The sequence below is a fragment of the Nonomuraea cypriaca genome, from assembly GCF_015645445.1.
Classification (GTDB): Bacteria; Actinomycetota; Actinomycetes; order Streptosporangiales; family Streptosporangiaceae; genus Nonomuraea; species Nonomuraea cypriaca.
In genome coordinates this window covers 1-17,013 of sequence record NZ_JADOGI010000103.1, presented here as the reverse complement: position 1 = coordinate 17,013, position 17,013 = coordinate 1, and the positions used below count along the sequence as shown (strand labels likewise).

14 protein-coding genes are annotated in these 17,013 nt (G+C 73.2%); 7 read left to right on the top strand and 7 right to left on the bottom strand.

The window, feature by feature from the left end; genetic code table 11:
• Together ITP53_RS29755 and ITP53_RS29750 are read right to left on the bottom strand one after the other, a co-directional pair.
• Positions 1-624: a YigZ family protein gene (locus ITP53_RS29755; RefSeq protein WP_195898769.1), complete on the bottom strand. Its 624-nt coding sequence runs from the start codon at positions 622-624 to the stop codon at positions 1-3.
• 66 nt (positions 625-690) lie between these two features.
• Positions 691-1,029, bottom strand: coding sequence for a DUF6355 family natural product biosynthesis protein (locus ITP53_RS29750; protein ID WP_195898768.1), 339 nt, complete (start codon positions 1,027-1,029; stop codon positions 691-693).
• 149 nt (positions 1,030-1,178) lie between these two features.
• Between ITP53_RS29750 and ITP53_RS29745 the strand changes: the two genes are divergently transcribed.
• From ITP53_RS29745 to ITP53_RS29725, 5 genes are all read left to right on the top strand, one after another.
• Positions 1,179-4,844 carry an nSTAND1 domain-containing NTPase gene (locus tag ITP53_RS29745; RefSeq protein ID WP_207756583.1) on the top strand — a complete coding sequence of 1,222 codons (3,666 nt, stop codon included), beginning with the start codon at positions 1,179-1,181 and terminating at the stop codon, positions 4,842-4,844.
• Between the two features lie 72 nt (positions 4,845-4,916).
• Positions 4,917-5,282, top strand: coding sequence for a hypothetical protein (locus tag ITP53_RS29740; protein WP_195898766.1), 366 nt, complete (start codon positions 4,917-4,919; stop codon positions 5,280-5,282).
• A 150-nt stretch (positions 5,283-5,432) separates the two neighbouring features.
• Positions 5,433-7,532, top strand: a complete 2,100-nt coding sequence (locus ITP53_RS29735) for a hydantoinase/oxoprolinase family protein (RefSeq protein WP_195898765.1) — start codon at positions 5,433-5,435, stop codon at positions 7,530-7,532.
• Positions 7,529-9,115: a hydantoinase B/oxoprolinase family protein gene (locus ITP53_RS29730; protein ID WP_195898764.1), complete on the top strand. Its 1,587-nt coding sequence runs from the start codon at positions 7,529-7,531 to the stop codon at positions 9,113-9,115. The genes ITP53_RS29735 and ITP53_RS29730 overlap by 4 nt, the downstream gene beginning before the upstream one ends.
• A gap of 61 nt (positions 9,116-9,176) precedes the next feature.
• On the top strand, positions 9,177-9,650 hold the full coding sequence (locus tag ITP53_RS29725) for an SDR family NAD(P)-dependent oxidoreductase (protein ID WP_195898763.1): 474 nt from the start codon (positions 9,177-9,179) through the stop codon (positions 9,648-9,650).
• 48 nt (positions 9,651-9,698) lie between these two features.
• On the opposite strand, the gene ITP53_RS29720 is transcribed toward ITP53_RS29725, so the two are convergent.
• From ITP53_RS29720 to ITP53_RS29710, 3 genes are all read right to left on the bottom strand, one after another.
• Positions 9,699-10,547: a helix-turn-helix domain-containing protein gene (locus ITP53_RS29720; RefSeq protein ID WP_195898762.1), complete on the bottom strand. Its 849-nt coding sequence runs from the start codon at positions 10,545-10,547 to the stop codon at positions 9,699-9,701.
• Between the two features lie 63 nt (positions 10,548-10,610).
• Positions 10,611-12,008: a sensor histidine kinase gene (locus ITP53_RS58005; protein WP_195898761.1), complete on the bottom strand. Its 1,398-nt coding sequence runs from the start codon at positions 12,006-12,008 to the stop codon at positions 10,611-10,613.
• Between the two features lie 54 nt (positions 12,009-12,062).
• Positions 12,063-12,773 carry a helix-turn-helix transcriptional regulator gene (locus tag ITP53_RS29710; protein ID WP_195898760.1) on the bottom strand — a complete coding sequence of 237 codons (711 nt, stop codon included), beginning with the start codon at positions 12,771-12,773 and terminating at the stop codon, positions 12,063-12,065.
• A 157-nt stretch (positions 12,774-12,930) separates the two neighbouring features.
• On the opposite strand from ITP53_RS29710, the gene ITP53_RS29705 reads away from it, so the two are divergent.
• Positions 12,931-13,782, top strand: coding sequence for a helix-turn-helix transcriptional regulator (locus ITP53_RS29705; protein WP_328816180.1), 852 nt, complete (start codon positions 12,931-12,933; stop codon positions 13,780-13,782).
• Between the two features lie 42 nt (positions 13,783-13,824).
• Here the strand turns inward: ITP53_RS29705 and ITP53_RS29700 are convergent, their stop codons facing one another.
• Positions 13,825-14,304, bottom strand: coding sequence for a (2Fe-2S)-binding protein (locus ITP53_RS29700; protein ID WP_195898759.1), 480 nt, complete (start codon positions 14,302-14,304; stop codon positions 13,825-13,827).
• Positions 14,301-15,170, bottom strand: coding sequence for an FAD binding domain-containing protein (locus tag ITP53_RS29695; protein ID WP_195898758.1), 870 nt, complete (start codon positions 15,168-15,170; stop codon positions 14,301-14,303). The genes ITP53_RS29700 and ITP53_RS29695 overlap by 4 nt, the downstream gene beginning before the upstream one ends.
• Positions 15,171-15,230: 60 nt before the next feature.
• Between ITP53_RS29695 and ITP53_RS29690 the strand changes: the two genes are divergently transcribed.
• Positions 15,231-17,013 (top strand): xanthine dehydrogenase family protein molybdopterin-binding subunit (locus ITP53_RS29690; RefSeq protein ID WP_195898757.1); only part of this gene is annotated, 1,783 nt, incomplete at its 3' end.

Here is a 17,013-nt window from a genome sequence, read left to right as displayed (position 1 = left end):
TCAGCCGGGCACATGGATGTCCTCGCCCACACTCACGCGGGCGCGGCCGGCCGTCAGGGTGGCCACCCAGCCGGTGAACGCGCTCACCTCGTCCTCCCCGACCGCGACGGTGAACGTGACGTCGCTGCCGCCGTACGCCACGTCGCCGACCGCGTACCGGGAGGCGCGCAGGTCGTTCTCCACCCGCCCGGCCTGGTCGTGGGCGACCGCGACGTGGACGCGCCTGGCCGGCACCATCCGCACCGGCTCGGCCCGGTCGAGGGTCTCGGTCACGGCCGAGCCGTAGGCGCGCACCAGGCCGCCCGCGCCCAGCAGGGTGCCGCCGAAGTAGCGGGTCACCACCGCCACCACGTCGCTGAACCCGCGGCCCACCAGGGCCTGCACCATCGGCGTGCCCGCGGTCCCGCCCGGCTCGCCGTCGTCGTCGCCCTTCTGGATGCGCTGCCCGATGACGTACGCGGTGCAGTTGTGCGTGGCGCCGGGGTGCTCCCTGCGGCGGCCGGCGATGAAGGCGGCGGCCTCCTCGACGGTGCGGGCGGGCGCCAGCGCGCAGATGAAGCGCGATCGGCGCACCTCTGTCTCGTGCTCGACGGTGGTCTTGAGTGTGAGGTACGGGGCAGGCACGTCCGCCAGCGTATTGCCCGCACGCGCCCGCCCCGGCGACCCCCCACGGATCAGCCGCCGCGTCGTTCACCTGGCTGAGCACAGCCTGCCGGTGTACTTGGCGTACCAGACCGAGGGGTATTTCCCGAGGGTCGTCACGCCGGGTTTCACGCACATGTCGTAGTTGCCGCTGTCCCCTCCCCAGCCGAGTTCGACGTTGATGACGATGTCGGTCCGCGGTGGCGCGTCGCAGTGCCCGTAAAGCGCGTTGAGGTCGCCGTCGATATGGAAGCCGCATTTGAACTGCGCGGCCGGCGCCGGCTCGGCCGCCGCCGCGGCGGGCGCCGATAGTGGGGCCAGGGCCACCGCGGCGGCCGCGGCCGCCGCGGCCGCCGATCTCGTGAGGATGGACGTCCCGGTTCGCATGGTTCCCCCTGATGGAAGGTTGGAGCGGTCGGCAGTGTGTCTACCGCACCCGCCCTTGTTCGCTGTCGGGGCACTGTGGCGAACAAAACAGATGACGAACAATCGTTCCCATGGGAAAATGGCCGGGCCGATGCTACGGGGGTGGACCATTGGCACGAGGCGAACTGCCGTTGCCGCGCAGCGACGACCCGCTGACCAGATTCGCCGCGGATCTGCGGGAGTTACGGCGGCGCGCGGGCAGCCCGACATATCGGGAGATGGTCAAATACGCGCACTACTCGCTGGCGACGCTGTCCGGGGCCGCGAGCGGGCAGAGGCTGCCGAGCCTCCCCGTGACGCTGGCGTACGTGAAGGTGTGCGGCGGCGACGCCGCGGAGTGGGAGAAGCGCTGGCACGCCGTCGCGGCCGAACTGGCCGCAGGCGGCGACCCCGAGCCGGAGCGGCACGCGCCGTACGTCGGCCTGTCGGCGTTCCGGCTCGAGGACGCCGACCTGTTCTTCGGCCGCGAACACCTCCTGGGCGAACTGGTCGAACGGCTGCGTACCGACCGGCTCATCACGCTCTTCGGCGCCTCGGGGGCGGGCAAGTCCTCACTGCTGCGCGCCGGCCTGCTCGCGTCCTGGCCGCACCAGTCGGTGATCTTCACTCCCGGCGCCCACCCGCTGGAGGAGTGCGCGGTCCGGCTCGCCCGCCTGACCGGCACGCCGCCGGGGCTCGTCCGCGCCGAGCTGGCCGCCGACCCGCGCGCCCTGCACCTGTTCGCCCGGCAGGTGACCGTGGACGCGCCGGGCGACCTGCTGGTCGTGGTGGACCAGTTCGAGGAGGTCTTCACGCTGTGCCGCGACGTCGCCGAGCGCACCCGGTTCGCCGAGTCCCTGGTCACGGCGGCGCGGGCGGGCGACTCCCGGTGCCACGTCGTGCTGGGCGTCCGCTCGGACTTCCACGCCCACTGCACCGGCCACCCGGTGCTGCGCGACGAGCTGACCAGCCGGCTCGTCGTCGGCCCGATGACCACCGGCGAGCTGCGCCGCGCGATCAGCGCGCCCGCCTCGCGCGCCGGCTGCGCGGTCGAGCAGGCGCTGCTGGTCGACCTCGTGGCCCATGCCAACGGACGGGCCGGCGTCCTGCCGCTGCTGTCGCACGCGCTGCTGGAGACGTGGCGGCGAAGACGCGGCAACACCCTCACGCTGACCGGCTTCCAGGCGGCGGGCGGCATCGACGGCGCGCTCGCCCACACCGCCGAACGCGTCTACGCCGACCTCGAGCCGGCGCGGCAGCGGCTGGCGAGGGACCTGTTCCACCGGCTCACCGCGCTCGGCGAGGGCACCGAGGACACCAAGCGCCGCATCCTCCGCGCCGAGCTGGACACCACCGACCCCGGCACCGAGGTCGTGCTCGAACGCCTCGCCGCGCAACGGCTGATCACCATGGACGGCGACACTGTCGAGCTCACCCACGAGGCGCTGATCCGCTCCTGGCCGCGCCTGCACGAGTGGCTGTCCGAGGACCGCGACGCGCTGCGCACCCACCGCCGGCTCACCGAGGCCGCGCAGGCATGGCAGGAGCTGGGCCGGGACGAGAGCGCACTCTACCGCGGCGTCCGGCTGGCGACGGCACGCGAGGTCGCCGGCAGGCTGAGCAGGCTGGAACGGGAGTTCCTGGACGCGAGCGAGGCCGCGGAAGCCGAGGAGGCGGAGGCGGCCCTGCGCGGCACCCGGCGCCTGCACCGGCTGGTCACGCTGCTGAGCGTGCTGCTGGCCCTGGCGGTCGCCGCGAGCGCCGTCGCGGTCGGCGCTCAACGCCAGGCGGCCCAGGAGCGCAACACCGCCACCTCGCAGCGCGTCGCGGAACGCGCGGCGGCCTCGCGCCTCACCGACCCGGCGCTCGCCGCGCGGCTCAGCCTGGCCGCGTACCGGTTGTCCGCCAACGAGGTGACCCGCGGCAGCCTGCTCAGCGCGTTCGGCACGCCGCACGCCACGCGCCTGACCGGCCACGGCGACGACGTGGTCGCGGTGGCGCTCAGCCGCGACGGACGGCTGGCGGCCACGGCGAGCGCGGACGCCACGATCACGCTGACGGACGTCACCGACCCGCACCACCCGCGTGAGCTGGCCACGGTGAACGCGAACGCGCGCTCGGCGGCGTTGAGTCCCGACGGCCGCACACTGGCGGCCGGCGGGGACGGCGCGGTGCTGCTGTGGGACGTCGCCGACCCCTCCCGCCCCCGGCGGCTGCCGAGCCTCACCGGGCACGCGGGCGCGGTCGGCGCCGTCGCCTTCAGCCCGGACGGCCGTACGCTGGCCGGCGCGGACGCCGGCCACCTGGTCCGGCTCTGGGACCTGACCCGAGGTGGATCGGCCACGCTCAGCGGGCACACCGGCGGCGTGAAGTCGGTGGCCTTCAGCGCGGACGGGCGCACCCTGGCGTCCGCGAGCGCCGACCGTACCGTCCGGTTGTGGGATCTGACGAGCCGTACCTCAGCGGTCCTCTCCGGGCACACCGGCGGGGTGAACGCGGTGGCGTTCGGCGGTCCGGTGCTCGCCAGCGCGGGCGAGGACGGCACCGTGCGGCTCTGGGACCTGGCGGGCGACCCGTTGTCTGCCGCCGACGGCCACACCGACGCCGTGCGCGCGCTGACGTTCATGGGCGACGCGCTCGTCTCCGGCGGCGCCGACGCGTCGGTTCGCGTGTGGGACGTCGGCGACCCTCGCGAGCCCCGCGAGCTGGCCACGCTCGCCGGGCACACGGGCACGGTCACCTCCGCCGCGTTCGCCGGGCGTACCCTCGCCACGGCCGGTTCTGACCACACGACGCGGCTGTGGGACCTGCCGGGTGACACGCTCACCGGCCATCACAGCTCCGTCTACGGGGCCGCCTTCAGCCCGGACGGCCGATCGCTGGCGACGGCCGGCTACGACCGGGCCATCCGGCTGTGGAACCTGCGGGATCGCACCTCGGAGGTCCTCAGCGGACACACCGGTCCGGTCAACGCGGTGGCCTACAGCCCGGACGGGCGCATGCTGGCCAGTGCGAGCGCGGACGGGACGGCGCGGCTGTGGGATCTCCGTGACCACGGCTCGACCGTCCTCGCCGAGCACGGGGACGCGGTGGAGTCCGTCACGTTCGGCGGCGGCACCCTGGCCACCGCGAGCTCCGACAAGACCGCCGCGCTGTGGGACATCAGGACCCGCACCAGGCTGGCCACGCTGAACGGGCACACCGGGCCGATCAATGACGTGGTGATGACCGGCCGGGTCGTCGCCACGGCGAGCGCCGACCACACCGTGCGGCTGTGGGACTTCCGCGGCCGGCTGCTCGCGGTCGCCGCCCGCCACACCGACGCGGTGAAGTCCGTGGCGTTCAGCCCCGACGGGCGCCTGCTGGCCAGCGCCGGTTCCGACCGCGTCGTCGTGCTGTGGGACGTCTCCGACCCGGCCAGGCCGGCCGGCGTCGCTCTTCTCAACGGCTACACGGACGCGGTGAAGTCGGTGGCGTTCAGCCCGGACGGACGCACCCTGGCCACGGTGAGCTCCGACAAGACCGCCGTGCTGTGGGACGTGGCGAGCCGGAGCAGACTGGCAACGTTGATCGGCCACGGCAAACCGGTCGACGCCGTCGCCTACGCCCCTGACGGTCACACCCTGGCCACGGCGGGCGAGGACTGGGTGGCCAAGCTGTGGGAGACCGACCCGGAGCGGGTGGTCGCCCGGATCTGCGCGACGACCGCGAGCTCGCCGATCACCCCCGGCGAGTGGTCCCAGTACTTCCCCGGGATGCCCGCGGAACCGGTGTGCCCAGATGAACGAATCCGTTGAATGAATCCGTCCGCCGCACGAACCATCGGGGCTACCATCGCGTCATCCCCCTGAGGACGTATGGGAGCTCTCATGGACACTGCGCCTGATGTCATGCCTTATGTCACCGCGGCGATCGGCGCCTACGGCGTGGGCGTGCTCGCCAAGACCAAGGAACTGGCTGCGGACACCACCGTGGCCCGCGGCGCCCGCATCCTGCAGCGCGTCTTCGGCCGCGGTGACGCCGACGCCAGGCGGGTGATCGGGCGAGTGGCCGACGCCAAGCCGGACGACGAGCCCAGCCTGGCGGCGTTGCGGTCGGCGATCGCGGCGGCGTTCCAGGCGGATCCCCATCTCTCGCGCGAAGTGGCCGCGATGCTGCTCCTGGTGACGGCCGGGGAGCGGCCGGTCGCGGCGGCGGACGGTGTTCTGATCACGGGCGACGACGCGCCCCGCTGACCTTCCCCGCGTCATCGACGCCACCGGCGGAGCGGCGCCCGCGGACGGCTCGTCGCTCGCCTTCCGCCGTGGCGGGACGCACGCGGGCGGCCCGCCCTTCTGTGCCTCACGCACATGCGGGCGCGTCCGCCCGCACGTACGGTACTGCGCATGAGCTATCGCGTCGCCATGGACATCGGCGGCACCTTCACCGACGTGGTCTGTTACGACGAGCGGACCGGGGCCGTGACGGCCGCGAAGGCGCCGACCACTCCGGAGGATCTGGCCGAGGGCGTGTTCGCCGCGCTGAGCCGGGCCGTGAACGATCCCGCCGGCATCTCGTTCTTCGTGCACGGCACCACGCAGGGGCTCAACGCGCTGCTGGAGCGCAAGGGCGCCCGCGTGCTGCTGCTGGCGAGCGAGGGCGGCGGGGACGTCTACCGGATCGCCCGGGGCAACCGGGACCGCATGTTCGACCTGCGTTACCGCAAGCCGCCGCCGCTGGTGCCGCGTCAGGACGTGATGGAGGCCGGCGGGCGGCTGGACTACCTGGGTCGGGAGCTCGTACCGCTGGATGAGGAGTCGGTGCGCCGGGCGGCTCGGCGGGCGCGCGTGGAGGGTTTCGAGGCGGTGGCGGTGTGCCTGCTGTTCTCGTACGCCGATCCTGCGCACGAGGTGCGGGCGGGCGACATCCTGCGTGCCGAGCTGGGCGACGATGTTCTGGTCGTGCTGTCACACGAAGTGGCGCGGGAGTGGCGGGAGTACGAGCGGACCTCGTCGGCGGTGCTGGAGGCGTACACGGGGCCGGTGGTGCGGCGTTACCTGGCCGGGATCGAGCGGCGCTTCGCCGAGCGGGGGCCGGCGGTGCCGGTGCACGTGATGCAGTCGTCGGGCGGGCTGGTGAACGCCTCCTACGCGATGCGCCGGCCGTTGCAGACCCTGCTGTCCGGACCGGTGGGCGGGACGATGGGCGGGGTCGCCGCCACCCGGCTGCTCGGACGCGGACCCGGCGTTGATCAACATGAGCGCGGACCCGGCGTCGGTCCAGCCCCAGGCGACGCAAATCAGGCGCGGCGGGACAATGCGATCTGTATCGACATGGGGGGTACGTCGTTCGACGTGTCGCTCGTCGTGAACGGGCGGCCGGATGTCAGCGCCGAGGCTCGCATCGAGGGTTTTCCCGTGCTGATGCCGATCGTGAACCTGCACACGATCGGCGCGGGCGGCGGTTCGATCGCCTGGACCGAGGCGGGCGCGTTGCGGGTCGGGCCCGAGTCGGCCGGCGCCGTGCCGGGACCGGCCTGTTACGGCAGGGGCGGCACCCGGGCCACGGTCACCGACGCGAACGTGGTGCTCGGGCGGGTGGACCCGGACTGGTTCGCGGGCGGCCTGATGACGCTGGACGTGGAGGCGGCCGGCATCGCGATCGCGACTCTGGCCGGCGAGCTGCGGCTTGACCCGCTCCTGCTGGCCGAGGGGATCTGCGACGTGGCCAACGCCAAGATGGCGCAGGCCATCCGCACGCTGACGGTGGAGCACGGGGTGGAGCCCCGGGAGTTCGCGCTGGTGGCGTTCGGGGGCGCGGGCCCGATGCACGCCGCGTTCATCGCCCGCGAGCTGGGCGTCTCCGAGGTGGTCGTACCGCGCTTCCCCGGGGCGTTCTCGGCGTGGGGGATGCTGGAGGCCGACGTGCGCAGGGATCTGACGCATCCGTACTTCCGGCCGCAGGACACGCTGGACGGCGCCGACATGTCCGGAAATCTCATGAGGTTGGAGCGGGAGGTGCTCGACGCGCTGTCCGGCCAGGCCGTACCCGAGGAGCGGCGCCGGGTCGAGCACGCCGTCGACCTGCGCTACGAGGGCCAGGACTACACGCTGACCATCCCGCTGCGCGACGCGGCCGAGCCGGCCGGTCCCGGCTTCCTCGAGGACATCGCGGCCCGTTACGCCGAGGCGCACACCAGCCGGTACGGCCACGCCACGCCGGAGGCGCCGGTGGAGTTCGTCATGCTGCGCAGCACCGGGTTCGGCTCGTTCCCGCGTACCTCCACCCCGGCTCCCGAGGCGTCCGGCGGGGCGGCGCCCGACGTACGGGATGTGATCTTCGACGGCGCGGTGCACCGCACGCCGGTGCTGCGCCGCTCCGGCCTCGACGGCGAACTGGCCGGGCCCGCGATCGTGGTGGAGGAGACCGCGACCACGGTCGTCCCGCCCGGCTGCCTGGCCGCGGTGGACGACAACGGCTTCCTGCTCTTGAAGGTGAACACGTGATCGACCCCGTCACCACCGAGATCATCCGCTGCGCGCTCCTGCAGGCCGCGGAGGACATGAACACCACCCTCATCCGCAGCTCCTACACCCCCGTCATCTACGAGGCCAAGGACTGCGCGGTCGCGCTGCTCGACCGGGACCACCACGTGCTCGGCCAGTCGTCGGGCCTGCCGATCTTCCTGGGCAACCTGGAGGTGTGCACCCGCGAGACCGAGCGCCTGTACGGGCGGGAGGTGTGGCAGGAGGGCGACGTGTGGGCGCTCAACGACTCCTACATCGGCGGCACCCACCTCAACGACGTCACCGTCTACGGGCCGATCTTCGTGGACGGGGAGCTCGCCGGGTTCGCGGCGTCGCGGGCGCACTGGCTGGACGTCGGCTCCAAGGACCCTGGCGGCTCCATGGACTCCACCTCGATCTTCCAGGAGGGCCTGCGGATGGGCCCGGTGAAGCTGTACGCGGGCGGCCGGCCCTGCCGCGACATGCACGAGGTGATCGCCCGCAACGTCCGCTTCCCGCACGCCACGCTCGGCGACATGCGGGCCCAGGTGAGCTGCGCGATGACCGGGCAGCGGCGGCTGGCGGAGATCGTCTCCCGGTGGGGGATCGACACGGTGGCGGCGGCCCGCGACCAGATCTTCGACCAGACCGAGCGCATGGAGCGGGCGGCCATCGCGGCCATCCCCGACGGGGTCTACGAGGCGTCGGGGTTCCTCGACAACGACGGCATCGACCTCGCCACCCCGCTGCCGGTGAACGTGACGATCGCGGTGTCCGGCGAGTCGATGCACGTGGACCTGACCGACTGCGCCGACCAGGCGACCGGCCCGGTCAACTGCGGCACCGCGCAGGCGGTGGCCGCCGTACGGGTCGGGTACAAGCTGCTGGTCTCCGGCGACGTGCCGCTGAACGGCGGCTCGTTCCGGCCGCTGTCGGTCGCGACTCGGCCGGGCTCGATGCTGGCCGCCGAGTCGCCGGCCGCCTGCCAGTACTACTACTCGCATCTCGGGCTGCTCATCGACCTGGTGGTGCGGGCGCTGGCGCCGGTGCTGCCGGACAAGGCGGCCGCGGCCTCGTACGGGGACTCGATGATCGTGCAGTTCACCGGTACGGACCCGCGTACCGGCAACCTGTACGTCTCCCAGGAGGCCACGGTCGGCGGCTGGGGCGCCTGGGAGGGCGGCGACGGCGAGAGCTGCCTGATCAACAACGTCAACGGCGGGCTGCGCGACATGCCGATCGAGGTGCTGGAGACGCTCTTCCCGGTCCGCGTCACCTCCTACGCGGTCCGCCAGGACACCGGCGGCGCGGGGCGGTGGCGGGGCGGCGACGGGGTGGTCCGCGAGTACGAGTTCCGCGCGGACGCCTCCCTGTCGCTGTGGTTCGAGCGCTCGGTCACCCCCGCGTGGGGGCTGGCGGGCGGCCAGGCGGGCGCTCCCCCGCGCGTCACACTCAACCCGGGCACGGAAGGGGAGCTCGGCCTGCTCAAGGCCAACGCGCTGCCGGTCAGGCCCGGTGACGTGCTGCGTTGCGAGACCGGCGGGGGCGGCGGCTACGGTCCGCCGGAGCTGCGATCGACGTGAGCTCGCCACCCCGTCTATCCTTTACTGAAACGATCGTTTCAGCAGGAGAAGGGTGACGTTCATGAACGGGTTCTCGCTGCGGGGACGTACGGCCCTGGTGACCGGCTCGGGCCGGGGGCTCGGCCTGGAGATGGCGCGGGGGCTGGCGGGCGCCGGGGCCAGGGTGGTGCTGAACGGCCGCGACAAGGACCACCTCGCCGGCCTGGCCGCGCGGATGGACGTCGAGTACGCCGCGTTCGACGTGACCGACCTCGACGCGGCCGCGCGGGCGCTGGAGGAGGTGGCCGCGCGTGGCCGGGCGGTGGACGTGCTGGTCAACAACGTGGGCCAGCGCGACAGGCGGGGCATGGCCGACTTCACCGCCGGGGAGTTGGCGCGGCTGCTCGATGTCGATCTGGTCTCCGCGTTCGGGCTGAGCCGGCTGGTCGCGGGCGACCTCGTACGGCGGGGCGCGCCCGGCCGGATCATCAACGTGTCCTCGGTGATCGGCGTGCCCGGCACGGCCGGGGACGTATCCCGGTCGACGGCGGCATGACCACCACGTTCCAGGGACGCCGCCCGTGATCCGCCGGTCGTGAGCGGGTCAGGCGGAGCGGGCCAGCCGCTCCCGCGGCCTCGCGACGCGGCGGGCCAGTTCGGCCACGGCGCGCTCGGAGGCGCTGCCCGGCTCGGCGGTGAGCACGATGAGCTGCTGGCCGGAGGTCCCGCTGACGGTGAGCACCTCCCACGACAGCGTGAGCTCGCCGACGACGGGGTGGCGGAACTCCTTGACCTCGGTGTTGCGGTTCTGCACGTCGTGGCGGGCCCAGATGCGGCGGAACTCGGCGCTCTTGGCGGACAACTCCTCGACGAGCCTCGGTATGTACGGGTCGTCGCGGTGGCGCGCGGCCGCGACGCGCAACTGGGCGGTCTTGGCGAACGCGGCCTTCTCCCAGTCGGGGTAGAAGTCTTGGGCCGCCGGGCTCAGGTAGATCATCCGGAGGCAGTTGTCGAGGTGCGTCTGCCCTTCGTAGACGGCCTCGATCAGCGGGTTGGTGGCGAGCACGTCGAGGCGGCGGCCGAGGACGAGCGCGGGCACGTGAGGCCAGCTGTTGAGCAGTTGCAGGACGCTCGGGCTCACCCGCTCCGCGGGGCCGGGCGTCGTACGGGGGCGGGACCAGGGGTGGATGAGCGTGTAGAGGTATCCGATGGCGTCCTCGTCGAGGAGCAGCGCCCTGGCGAGGGAGCTGAGCACCTGATCGGACGGGTTTCGCTCGCGTCCCTGTTCCAGCCGGACGTAGTAGGCGGTGCTGACACCGGCCAGCATGGCCACTTCGTCTCTGCGGAGTCCCGGTGTCCGGCGCGGGCCCGCGTACCGCAGGCCGGCCTGTGCCGGGGTGGTGACCTCGCGCCGTGAGCGCAGGAAGTCTCCGAGCAGATTATCGCAATGCATTTTGTCACCATATGTTACTAAATGTTCGATTGGGTGGGTGTGTTACTCCCACGGACGCCGTCTTCAGCCGAGGACGGTCTTGGCCGGGGAGAGGGCGGGTTGCCGGCGATCCGCGCGCTGGGCGGGCGCGGGCCGCACGACCGGGCTGTCGAGCCGCGGCAGCCGCAGCACGAACCGGGCGCCGCGCGTCGAGTCCGCCACGAAGAGCGTCCCACCGTGGCTCCGCGCGATGTCGCGGGAGATGGCCAGGCCGAGCCCGCTGCCGCCCGCGTCACGGCGACGGCCGTCGTCGAGGCGGGTGAACCGCTCGAAGACCCGCTCGCGGTCGGCTCGCGCGATGCCCGCGCCGTCGTCCGCGACGGCCACCTCCGCCTGGCCGTCCGAGGCGGTCACGAAGACGTCCACGGCGCTGTCGGCGTGCCTGAGCGCGTTGCTCAGCAGGTTGCCCAGCACCCGGATGAGCTGGATGCGTGACCCTTTGACCAAGACATCCTGGTTCGCGTGGACCCGTACGGACAGGCCCTCGGCACGGGGCACCTCCTGCCGTACCAGCGCGCCGAGGTCGATCAGCTCGGGAATCGCCGGGCCGTCGGCGCGCAGCCGCGCGAGCACCAGCAGGTCGCCGACGATGGCCTCGAGGCGGTCGGCGACCGCCAGTGCCGAGTGGATGGTCTCGTGCGGGTCCACCTCGTCGCGGTGGATGATCGCCTCCTCCAGTTGCATCCTGAGCCCCGCGATCGGGTTCCTGAGCTCGTGTGAGGTGGTGGAGGCGAAGCTGCGCTGCTGCGCCACCGCGTCGTCGAGCCTGGCCAGGGTGTCGTTGGCGGTACGCACCAGCATGGCGATCTCGTCCTTGCCCGGCGGCACCTCCATCCTCAGGCTGAGGTCGCTGACGGTGATCTCGGCCATCCGCGCCCGGATCCCCGCCACCGGCCGCAGCGTACGGCCCACCGCGGCCCACGAACTCCAGGCCACGATGGCCACCAGGACGAGCGCCACCCCGGTGAGGACGTACTCCAGGCGGTGGCCGTGCACCAGGGCCGGCGTCACGCGCCCCGCGAGCATGACCGGGGCATCAGGGTTCGGGGCGACGCGCATCGCCACCACGGTGACGCACCCCTCGGTCAGACGCTGGACGCGGTCGTCGCCCGGCAGCCGCATGGAGCTCAGCTGCGGGTGGTCCCGCGCGGCCGGGCTGGCGGCGAGGACCCGCCCCTGCGTGTCGACCAGCTCGACGAGGTCGATGTCGCCGGAGACGGGGATCATCCGGGGGACCCGGCCCGCCCTGGCCATCGCGCTCCACTCCCCGGCGATCTGCTCCGCCCTGGCGTAGGCGCCGTCCTGGACGCTGTAGCGGATCGCCACCGCGGAGGTGACGCCCACCACGGTCAGCGCGACCAGGGCGAACGCCGAGGCGACCAGGGTGGAGCGAGCTCGGATGGATCGGGGGTACGGGATCACTGTGCAGGGTTCCTTTCCAGAGGGTCCGCAGAAGGAGGGACGTTCTGGCGCCGGTCACGCCTTTGTGGCGGCGAGGCTGCCCAGCAGGGCGAGCGCCTGTTCTGAAGGGCTGTCGCGTTCGGCCTGGTACACCAGGAGCCGCTGACCCGGCGTACGGTCGACCTCGAACACGTCGCAGATGAGCGTCAGCTCGCCGACCTCGCAGTGGCGGACGCGCCAGACCTGCGCGGCCATGCGACCGGCCGGCCGGAAGCCGCCGGAGCCGGCGTTCTCCTGGACGAACCCGCGCCCCTCCGCGCCGAGGAGCGCCGGGCGGAAGAGGCCGTCGGCGTCTTCCAGGCCGTCGTGGAGCGCGGTGGCGAGGCGGTTGCGGGCCAGGACGTCCATCCGCCGGTCGAAGACGAACGCCGGAGTGGCGGGCCAGCTCTGGATCAGGCGCCGCAGGGCCGGGTCCACGCGCCGGCTCCGTTCGGCCCACGAGCCCTGCCACGCGGAGCCGAGCTCCCGCAGCCGCGCGGCCTCGCCGGGACCGAGCTCCAGGATCCGGGCCAGGGTGTCCAGCACCCGCGTGGGCGGGCGGTGTTCGCGTCCTTGCTCCAGCCGGACGTAGTAGGCGGTGCTGACACCGGCCAGCATGGCCACCTGTTCCTGTTCAAGCCCGGACGCCTGCCTGAGGAGGCCGCCGTCCCGGACTCCCACGGCCGCGAGGGTGATGGCCTCACGACGCGCTCGGAGCATCTGACCGAGAAGTTGACTGCTGTCCATGTCGCCAACGTAAGACGGAAATCGTCCGGCAAGGTGACCGCGTCGCACCCAGGAACAGCACGCACCCGGAGCGAGGCCCGGCGGGGCACGGAGATGGAGTTTTGCCTGGTAGTGACGCACCCACCCTGACAGTCGAATCCCGACATATGGTGCTTAAGTGGACACCAATAAGATGCTGGGAGAGTTTCTCCGGGCGCGGAGAGAGGCCACGACACCCGCACAGGCCGGACTCATGAACGCCGGCCAGCGCCGCACGCCCGGTTTGCGGCGCGAAGAGGTGGCGATGATGGCCAACGTCAGCACCGACTATTACATCCGCCTCGAACAGGGCAGGGAGCGCCACCCCTCGGACCGCGTACTCGGAGCCCTGGCGCGCGTGCTGAATCTCGGGCCCGAGGCCACCGCGCACATGCACGAGCTGGCCCACCCCGTGCTGCAGCCGCGCCGTGCCGCGCGCCGGCCCGAGCGGGTCAGCCTCGACCTGCGGCGCCTGATCGACAGCTGGCCCGACACCCCCGCGCTGATCTGCGACGACCTCATGACCGTCCTCGCCTCGAACCCGCTCGCCGACGCCCTGTACGGCGAGCTCAGCCACCGCGACAACCTGCTTCGCATGATCTTCCTCGACCCGGCGGCCCGCGACTTCTACACCGACTGGGACAAGTCGGCCCGCGGCAAGGTCGCGCACCTGCGTCTCGTCGCCGGATCGCACCTGGACGATCCCCGGCTGACCGAGCTCGTCGGCGAGCTCTCGCTCAAGAGCCCCGAGTTCCGCAAGATGTGGGCACGCCACGACGTCGCCAACAAGGTCGGCGAGATCAAGCGCATGCGCCATCCCAAGGTCGGCGAGCTTGAGCTGACCTGCGAGATCTTCTCGGTGAACAGCTCCGGCGGCCTGCAGCTCATCACCCTGCTGGCCGAGCCGGGCAGCTCCACCGAGGAGGGGCTGAAGCTCCTCGGCAGCCTCGCCGCCCCGGTCCGCGGATCCCGCGTCGCCGACCGGACCTGACCCACCAGCGCCGCCTCAGGCGGCCTTCCCCGCCCGCCCGGCTCAGGCGCCGTCCGCGCGGAGCTGGGACGCGGCGCGGGCCGCGGCCCGGCGGATGCCCGCGTAGCCGGTGCAGCGGCACAGGTTGGAGGCGAGGACCTGGTCGAGCCGCTCCTCGTCCCGGTCCAGATCCGGCTCCGCCGCCAGCGCGCCCGCCAGCAGCATGAGGAAACCGGGAGTGCAGAAGCCGCACTGCAGCGCGTGCTCGGCGGCGAACGCCTCCTGCAGCGGATGCGGCCCCTCGCCCGTGGCGAGCCCCTCGACGGTCGTGATGTCGGCGCCCGCGACCTGGACGGCCAGGGCGAGGCACGAGCGGATGGCGGTGCCGTCCACGAGCACGGTGCACGAGCCGCACACCCCGTGCTCGCACCCCAGCGTCGTGCCGGTGAGCCCGATCCGGTCGCGGAGCGCGTCGGCGAGGCTGGTCCGCGGCTCGACGTCGATCCGGTGGCTCCTGCCGTTGACCGTGAGTTCGACGTTCAAGGCGTTTCCGCTCTCTCGACGGCTTGGGTGAGGCAGCGCCGTACGAGGGCGCCGATGGCGTGTCTGCGGTAGGCGGCCGGCGCGTGCGGCTCGTCGGCCGGGTCGGACTCGGCGGCGGCCCGCGCCGCGGCCTGCGCTAGCAGCTCCCGCTCCGGGCGCTCGCCCGTCATGAGACGCTCGGCCTCCATCGCCCGCAACGGTACGTCGGCCGCGTTGGCCAGCCCGATCCTGACCCAGTCGACCCGGCCCCCGGCGAGCCGCAGCACGACCATGGCGGCGGCGAGGGCGAAGCTCCCGTGGGTACGGCGCAGCTCGGCGAACGCCGCGGTGGCCCCGGCCGGCGGGCGCGGCAGCCGTACACCGGTGACCAGTTCCTCCGGCAGGCAGGCCGTGGCGAACGGGCCGCGGAACCAGGAGTCGGCGGACACCGTACGCGTGCCCGACGGGCCCTCCAGCTCGATCCCTGCGTCGAGGGCCATGGCCAGCGCGCACCACTCAGACGCCGGATGCGCCCAGGCCAGGCTGCCCGCGAAGGTGCCCCGCGCGCGGACCGGCGGGTGGGCGACGTACGGCGCGACCTCGCGGAACAAGCCGGCCAGCGGGTCGTCGAACCGGGCGTGCTCCAGCTGGGCATGCCGGACCAGCGCGCCGACGTGCACGGAGCCGTCCTCGACCGTGATCTCCGACAATCCGGGGATCCGGTTGACGTCCACCACGAGGGCCGGGCGCGCGGTCCGGTACCGCAGCTCGATGAGCAGGCTCTGGCCGCCGGCCAGTACGCGGCTGTCCGCCCCGCGCTCCGCCAGTACGCCCACCGCCTCCGGCACCGAGGCAGGCGCGATGTAGTCGAATGGTGCTGGTTTCATATCCCCCCGCCCCGGGCAACCGATATACGCATAGATACCGATACCGGGGGTGTCCAAACATTGCGGTATATCGGGGTTCCGCTCGCGCGGCGTGAGGATCATGACCTGCTCACCGGGCAGGCACGCAGAGTCGCCGACCTAGACATTCCCGGCACTCTGGAGCTCGCGTTCGCCCGCGCCCCGGTGCCGCACGCCCTGATCCGCGGGGTCGACGTCGCCGGCGCCCGCAAGGAGGAGGGTGTGGCGGGCGCGTGGTCCGCCGCTGATCTGCCGTACCTCGCCGGCCGGGACCTGCCCGGGGCGGAGGGCGCGCCGCCGTGGCCGCTGCTCGCCACCGGCCGGGTGCGCTATCCGGGCGAGGCGCTCGCCGTGGTCGCCGCCGCGACGCGCGCCCACGCCGAGGACGGGGCGGAGAGCGTCCGGGTGGACCTAGAGCCGCTGCCCCTCGCCCTGGACCCGCTGACCGCCGCCGCCCCCGGCGCGCCGCGGCTGTTCGACGACCACGGGAACGTGGCCGCCGAGCAGACCTTCGGGGCACCGGCCGACGACGTGTTCGCGTCCGCCCCGGTGGTCGTCGAGGCCGCCTACCGCCAGCAGCTCCTGCTGCCCACGTCCCTGGAGCCGCGGGCCGTCCTGGTCGATCCCGGCCACGACGGCGGCCTCACCGTCTGGGTCTCCCACCAGGCCCAGCACCGGCTGCGCGATGCCCTCGCCACGGCGCTCGGCCTCGGCAGGGAGCGGATCCGGGTGATCGTCCCGGCCACCGGCGGCGCGTTCGGCGCCAAGAGCCAGCTCGCCCCCGAGTACGTGGTCGCCGCCCTCCTGGCCGTCCACCTCCGCCGCCCGGTGCGCTGGTGCGAGGACCGCGCCGAGGCCATGCTGGCCGGCCCGCGCGGCCGCGGCCAAACGCAGCGGGTACGGCTCGCGGCCGACGCCGACGGCACCTTCCTCGCGTACGAGCTGCTGGTCGACGCCGGCGTCGGCGCATACCCGCACTCCGGCGCGTACGTGCCCATGATGACCGGGGCGATGAGCACCGGCGCCTACCGCACGTCCCGGGTGCACACGCGGATCAGGAGCGTGCTCACCACCACCGCCCCGACCACGGCCTACCGCGGCGCCGGCCGCCCGGAGGCCGCCTACGCCCTCGAACGCACCGTGGACCGGCTCGCCCGGCGGCTCGGCATGGACCCCGCCGAGCTGCGCCGCCGCAACTTCATCCGCCCTGACCAGTACCCCTACGCGACGCCGACCGGCCGCACCTACGACTCCGGCGACTACGCCACCGCGCTGGACAAGGCCCTCGACGCCGTCGGCTACGACGAGATCCGCGCCGAACAGGCCCGGCGCCGAGCGGAGGGCGGGCCGCCGATCGGCGTGGGCATCGCCACGTACGTCGAACGTTCCGGCGGGCCGCCGGACAGTGACGAGTTCGGCAGCGTGGAGGCGTGCTCGGACGGCACGTTCGTGGCCCGCGTCGGCTCGACGCCCACCGGGCAGGGCCATCTCACCGCGTTCGCGCAGGTGGTCGCCTCGGTGCTGGACGTGGACGTCGACCTGGTGCGCGTCATCGAGGGCGACACCGGCGAGGTGCCCTACGGCTTCGCCACCTTCGGCAGCCGCTCCATGCAGGTGGGCGGGGCGGCGCTGTGGCGGGCCGCCGAGTCGCTCGTCGCCGCCGCCCGCCGCCGGTGCGCCGAACTGCTCGGCGTCGGGGAGGAGGAGGTCTCCTACGCCGGGGGCCGGCTGGTGGTCGGCGGGCCCGGCCTCCAGCCCTGCGACGACACGGAACCCGGCCTCCGCGACACGGCGTGGGACGGCCCCGAGCCCGGCCCCCAGGACG

What these genes read in the sequence shown, in the direction of transcription:
- ITP53_RS29750 (WP_195898768.1), bottom strand. Translation starts at nt 1,029, where the DNA reads ATGCGAACCGGGACGTCCATCCTCACGAGATCGGCGGCCGCGGCGGCC.
- ITP53_RS29740 (WP_195898766.1), top strand. Translation starts at nt 4,917, where the DNA reads ATGGACACTGCGCCTGATGTCATGCCTTATGTCACCGCGGCGATCGGC.
- ITP53_RS29735 (WP_195898765.1), top strand. Translation starts at nt 5,433, where the DNA reads ATGAGCTATCGCGTCGCCATGGACATCGGCGGCACCTTCACCGACGTG.
- ITP53_RS29725 (WP_195898763.1), top strand. Translation starts at nt 9,177, where the DNA reads ATGAACGGGTTCTCGCTGCGGGGACGTACGGCCCTGGTGACCGGCTCG.
- ITP53_RS29720 (WP_195898762.1), bottom strand. Translation starts at nt 10,547, where the DNA reads ATGCATTGCGATAATCTGCTCGGAGACTTCCTGCGCTCACGGCGCGAG.
- ITP53_RS29710 (WP_195898760.1), bottom strand. Translation starts at nt 12,773, where the DNA reads ATGGACAGCAGTCAACTTCTCGGTCAGATGCTCCGAGCGCGTCGTGAG.
- ITP53_RS29695 (WP_195898758.1), bottom strand. Translation starts at nt 15,170, where the DNA reads ATGAAACCAGCACCATTCGACTACATCGCGCCTGCCTCGGTGCCGGAG.